The 3,520-nt window shown below is 61.9% G+C and carries 4 protein-coding genes and 1 pseudogene; 1 reads left to right on the plus strand and 4 read right to left on the minus strand.

Annotated features, from left to right (window positions below):
- Positions 1–48: 48 nt before the first annotated feature.
- Positions 49–549, minus strand: coding sequence for an NUDIX domain-containing protein (locus tag AC1DWF_RS31080; protein WP_476781527.1), 501 nt, complete (start codon positions 547–549; stop codon positions 49–51).
- A 53-nt stretch (positions 550–602) separates the two neighbouring features.
- Here AC1DWF_RS31080 and AC1DWF_RS31085 point away from each other — a divergent pair, with 53 nt between their 5' ends.
- Complete coding sequence (locus AC1DWF_RS31085) at positions 603–1,535, plus strand: metallophosphoesterase family protein (RefSeq protein WP_476781550.1); 933 nt, start codon at positions 603–605, stop codon at positions 1,533–1,535.
- Here AC1DWF_RS31085 and AC1DWF_RS31090 read toward each other — a convergent pair.
- From AC1DWF_RS31090 to AC1DWF_RS31100, 3 genes and pseudogenes are all read right to left on the minus strand, one after another.
- Entirely contained in the window at positions 1,525–2,133 is a 609-nt protein-coding gene (locus AC1DWF_RS31090) for a hypothetical protein (RefSeq protein WP_476781528.1), read from the minus strand. The genes AC1DWF_RS31085 and AC1DWF_RS31090 overlap by 11 nt on opposite strands.
- A gap of 152 nt (positions 2,134–2,285) precedes the next feature.
- On the minus strand, positions 2,286–3,086 hold the full coding sequence (locus AC1DWF_RS31095) for an alpha/beta fold hydrolase (protein WP_476781529.1): 801 nt from the start codon (positions 3,084–3,086) through the stop codon (positions 2,286–2,288).
- Positions 3,087–3,217: 131 nt separating this feature from the next.
- Positions 3,218–3,520, minus strand: a pseudogene (locus AC1DWF_RS31100) (hypothetical protein); the annotation flags it as partial.

Genomic DNA, 3,520 nt, shown 5'->3' on the forward strand with positions numbered 1-3,520 from the left:
CCCTCATCCTGAGGTGCGAGCGGAGCGAGCCTCGATGCACCGCTACTTTCACCAATAGGGCGACGCTGTCACTCCTTCAAAAACCTCAGCGATCCGTCGCCGTGTTGCCGGCGTAGTGTTTTCCGGCAGCGCGTCGAGCGGGAAGAAGCCTGCTTCGGCGATCTCGTGGTCGGGCAGCTTCGGACTGTCCTGCCTGAAGGCTTCGATCAGATAAAAGCCGACATGGTCGCGCTTGGTTGCCTGCTTGTTGAGGTGGATCGACTGCAGCACCGGCGGGGCCAGAACCGTGATGTTGCCTTCCTCCTCCAACTCGCGCGTCAGCGACTCGACAAACGTCTCGCCGATCTCGACCCCGCCGCCTGGCAACTGCCAGCCCGGCACGTAAGTGTGGCGGATCAGGAAGACGGAGTTGGTCGCCGCGTCGTGGACCAGCCCACGTACGCCGAGCGTCATCGGCCTGCGCAGCAGGAAATAGAAATGGAACAGGCGCCCGCGCAGCCGTGACCACGCACTCTGGCGTAGCGTGTGGGATTTGACATCAATGCCCATCAGGCGTGACGCCATGGCTGGAAAGCCGTCACCGCGTGACCTAAAAGGGTATGATGTTCAGGCTTGCCCATATTTCTGATGTCCATCTTGGTCCGCTCCCGGATGTAACCTATCGCGACCTCGCCTCCAAGCGCGTGGTCGGCTACGTCAACTGGCAGCGAAACCGTCGCCGTCATCATCATGACGGCATCGTCGATGCGATTGTCGCCGACCTCAAGGCACAAGTGCCCGACCACCTCGCGGTGACCGGCGACCTCGTCAATCTGGCACTCGACGGCGAGATCGAACTGGCGCGGCTGTGGCTCGAAACGCTCGGCGCGCCGACAGATGTCTCGGTCGTTCCGGGCAATCACGACGCCTATGTGCCTGGAGCCTTCGACAAGGCCTGCCACGCCTGGGCACCGTGGATGAATGGCGATGGCGCGCACGGTCTGGTTGGTCGCACGAGCTTTCCGTATGTTCGCATCCGCAAGGGGGTGGCGCTGATTGGCGTGTCGACGGCACGGGCAACGGCACCCTTCATGGCCAGCGGCTTTTTTCGCGACGGGCAGGCCGAACGGTTGGCACGGATTCTTGAGGAAATGGGCAAGCGCGACCTGTTCAGGGTGGTGATGATCCATCATCCACCGGTGCGCGGTGCGGTTGGCCAGCATAAGCGGTTGTTCGGCATCGGCAAATTCCAGAAAGTGATCAGGCAAAGTGGCGCCGAACTCGTGCTGCATGGCCATTCGCATCTGCCGACGCTTCATTGGATTGACGGGCCCGCAGGCACGGTTCCGGTGGTGGGGGTCGCAGCGGCCGGTCAGGCAACAGGCGGCCTCAAGCCAGCTGCACAGTTCAATCTGCTCGACATTTCGGGCGAACCTGGAAGCTGGAACGTGCAGTTGACCCGGCATGGCCTTTCAGGGTCGACAATACCACCGTCTGTCGCGACACTCGACCTTGCGGCCGCAGCGCCACACAAGGCAGTGCTGGTCAGAAGCTGACGCCGATGGCAGCGACGCGCAGCCAGTAGAGTGCTGCCATCACCGCGATGCCGACGACCGCGCCGGCGACAAGCAAGCCGAAGCCGGACAGGAAGCCTGGCCAGATCGGCTGGCCGAGGCGTCGCAATGGTGGCTCGGCCTCGCTGACCGCTTCCCTGGCAAAACCCGGCAGTGCCGAATCGGCTCCGCCTTCCATCATCTGCTGGCGCTCGACAATGCGTTCGGCAATGTAGCGTGTCACCTGATCGGCGACGCGTTTGGGGTCGGTGGATTCAGCCAGCACGATGCGGCCGATCCGGGTGTCGCGGACAAAGCGGAATGTGCGGCGGTCGCGGCCAAGGCCGACATGACTCACCGCGTCGATCCACAGCCGCGGCTGAAGACCCGAGGAGATGGCGAAATCGAAATTGTCGATATCCTTCGGCACGTCGGCAAAGATCGGCTCGAGTTCCGCGGCCAGCAACTCGAGCCGCATGCGGTGGGCATCGCGCAGATCGACGACCACATCGGTGCGGTCGGCGGTGGCGTTCTTGACGTCGCGAATGGCGTCCGACAGCATGCGCGCCGGCTTCATCGCGCTCGCATTGTCGTCGCTCATGGCCTTTTGCCTCGGTTCTCGCTAGCAAGCCTCAACATAGCGACGATCGCGGCGGAATTGTATYCCACCCAAACGCATATTCGTGATCGTGCGGCAGCCCGAAAGAGATTTTTGCGCAAGCATTTAGCAGGCATTGCGCATGATTTGATTCATCAGGCGTCGCAGGCAGCCAACATAGGCTGGAGGCGCTGGCGCCGGCGGCTCATGCGGCGCACGATGTCGGCAACGAGGGCGGGTGTTTCCTCCGGCAGCATGTGGCCGATCTCCAGCACATGGTGGATGAGGAAGCCCGCCGGCAGGTCGTCTGCGTGACTGTAGGGCAAAACGGCATCGTCGGTGCCCCAAACCACCATCACCGGCATCGCCAGCTTTGCGAGGTCGTCGCGTGGGATGACGCCTTGCTTGTCGTTGGCGGTCATTGCCTCGGCTAGGGCGATCAGCTTTTCGGTTTGGCCAGGTCGGGCGCGCATTTCCGACAGTTCGCGAACAGCCTGTTCCGGCACGGTGCTGTCTGGGCTCGACATTTCGGCAAGGCAGGAGCGGATTTCGTCGGAGCAGGACGCTGCCGCATAACGCCTGAGCAGGGGGGCATTGATTTCCGGGCCGTAGCCGCCCGGCGCAAGCAGGGTCAGCGAGGCCACCCGTTCGGGCTCCATCAGGGCGGCAAGCGTTGCTACAGCGCCGCCCATGGAATGGCCGACGAAATGCGCGCGGGCAATGCCACGCGTTGCGAGATCGGCCAGCACTGCTTTCGCTGCTATCTTGGCCGGACCGGCCTTAGGATAGTCGAGCGAATGGCCGTGCCCCGGCAAATCGTAGGCGACTGTGGTGAATGCCCCGTTCAGGCAATCGACGACATCTCCCCAGACACCGCCGCAACCCCCGAAACCGTGTAGCAACACCACCACGTTCTTGCCGCTCCCCCGAACGGCCGCATGGATGGAGTAATTCATCTTTGCTCAAATGACCTGTAATCAAATCTGAGGAAAGTTCTAATTAGAAAGTAACGAAATGTAAAACATCGTATGAGTGTCAACGACACAAAATTAGTTATGCGTAAAGCGCCCGGAAAAGTCCCTGAAGCTCAAATCTGGCTGCCCAGGCCGGCGGCGCGCAGAGCCTTTGTCAGCGACCTCGTCAGCTCCGCCGGGTATTTGCCCTTGGCGAAGGCGGCTGCCGGATCGCTTGCAAAAGCAGGGTAGTTCGCGGAAAGCTCCTTGGACAATTCCGATGCCAGTTTGGCGTCGCCGACGAAATGTGCGGCGATGAGGCGAGCTGCGACATAGTGCTGTTTCTTGTTGGTCGTAAGTGCGTTGGTTGCGCGCGCGGCCGCGTAGCGGTGGCCGAGCATGAACTCGCCCAGGAACAATCCGTAGTCCCACCAGCC

The organism is Aminobacter sp. P4_D5, from assembly GCF_056401815.1.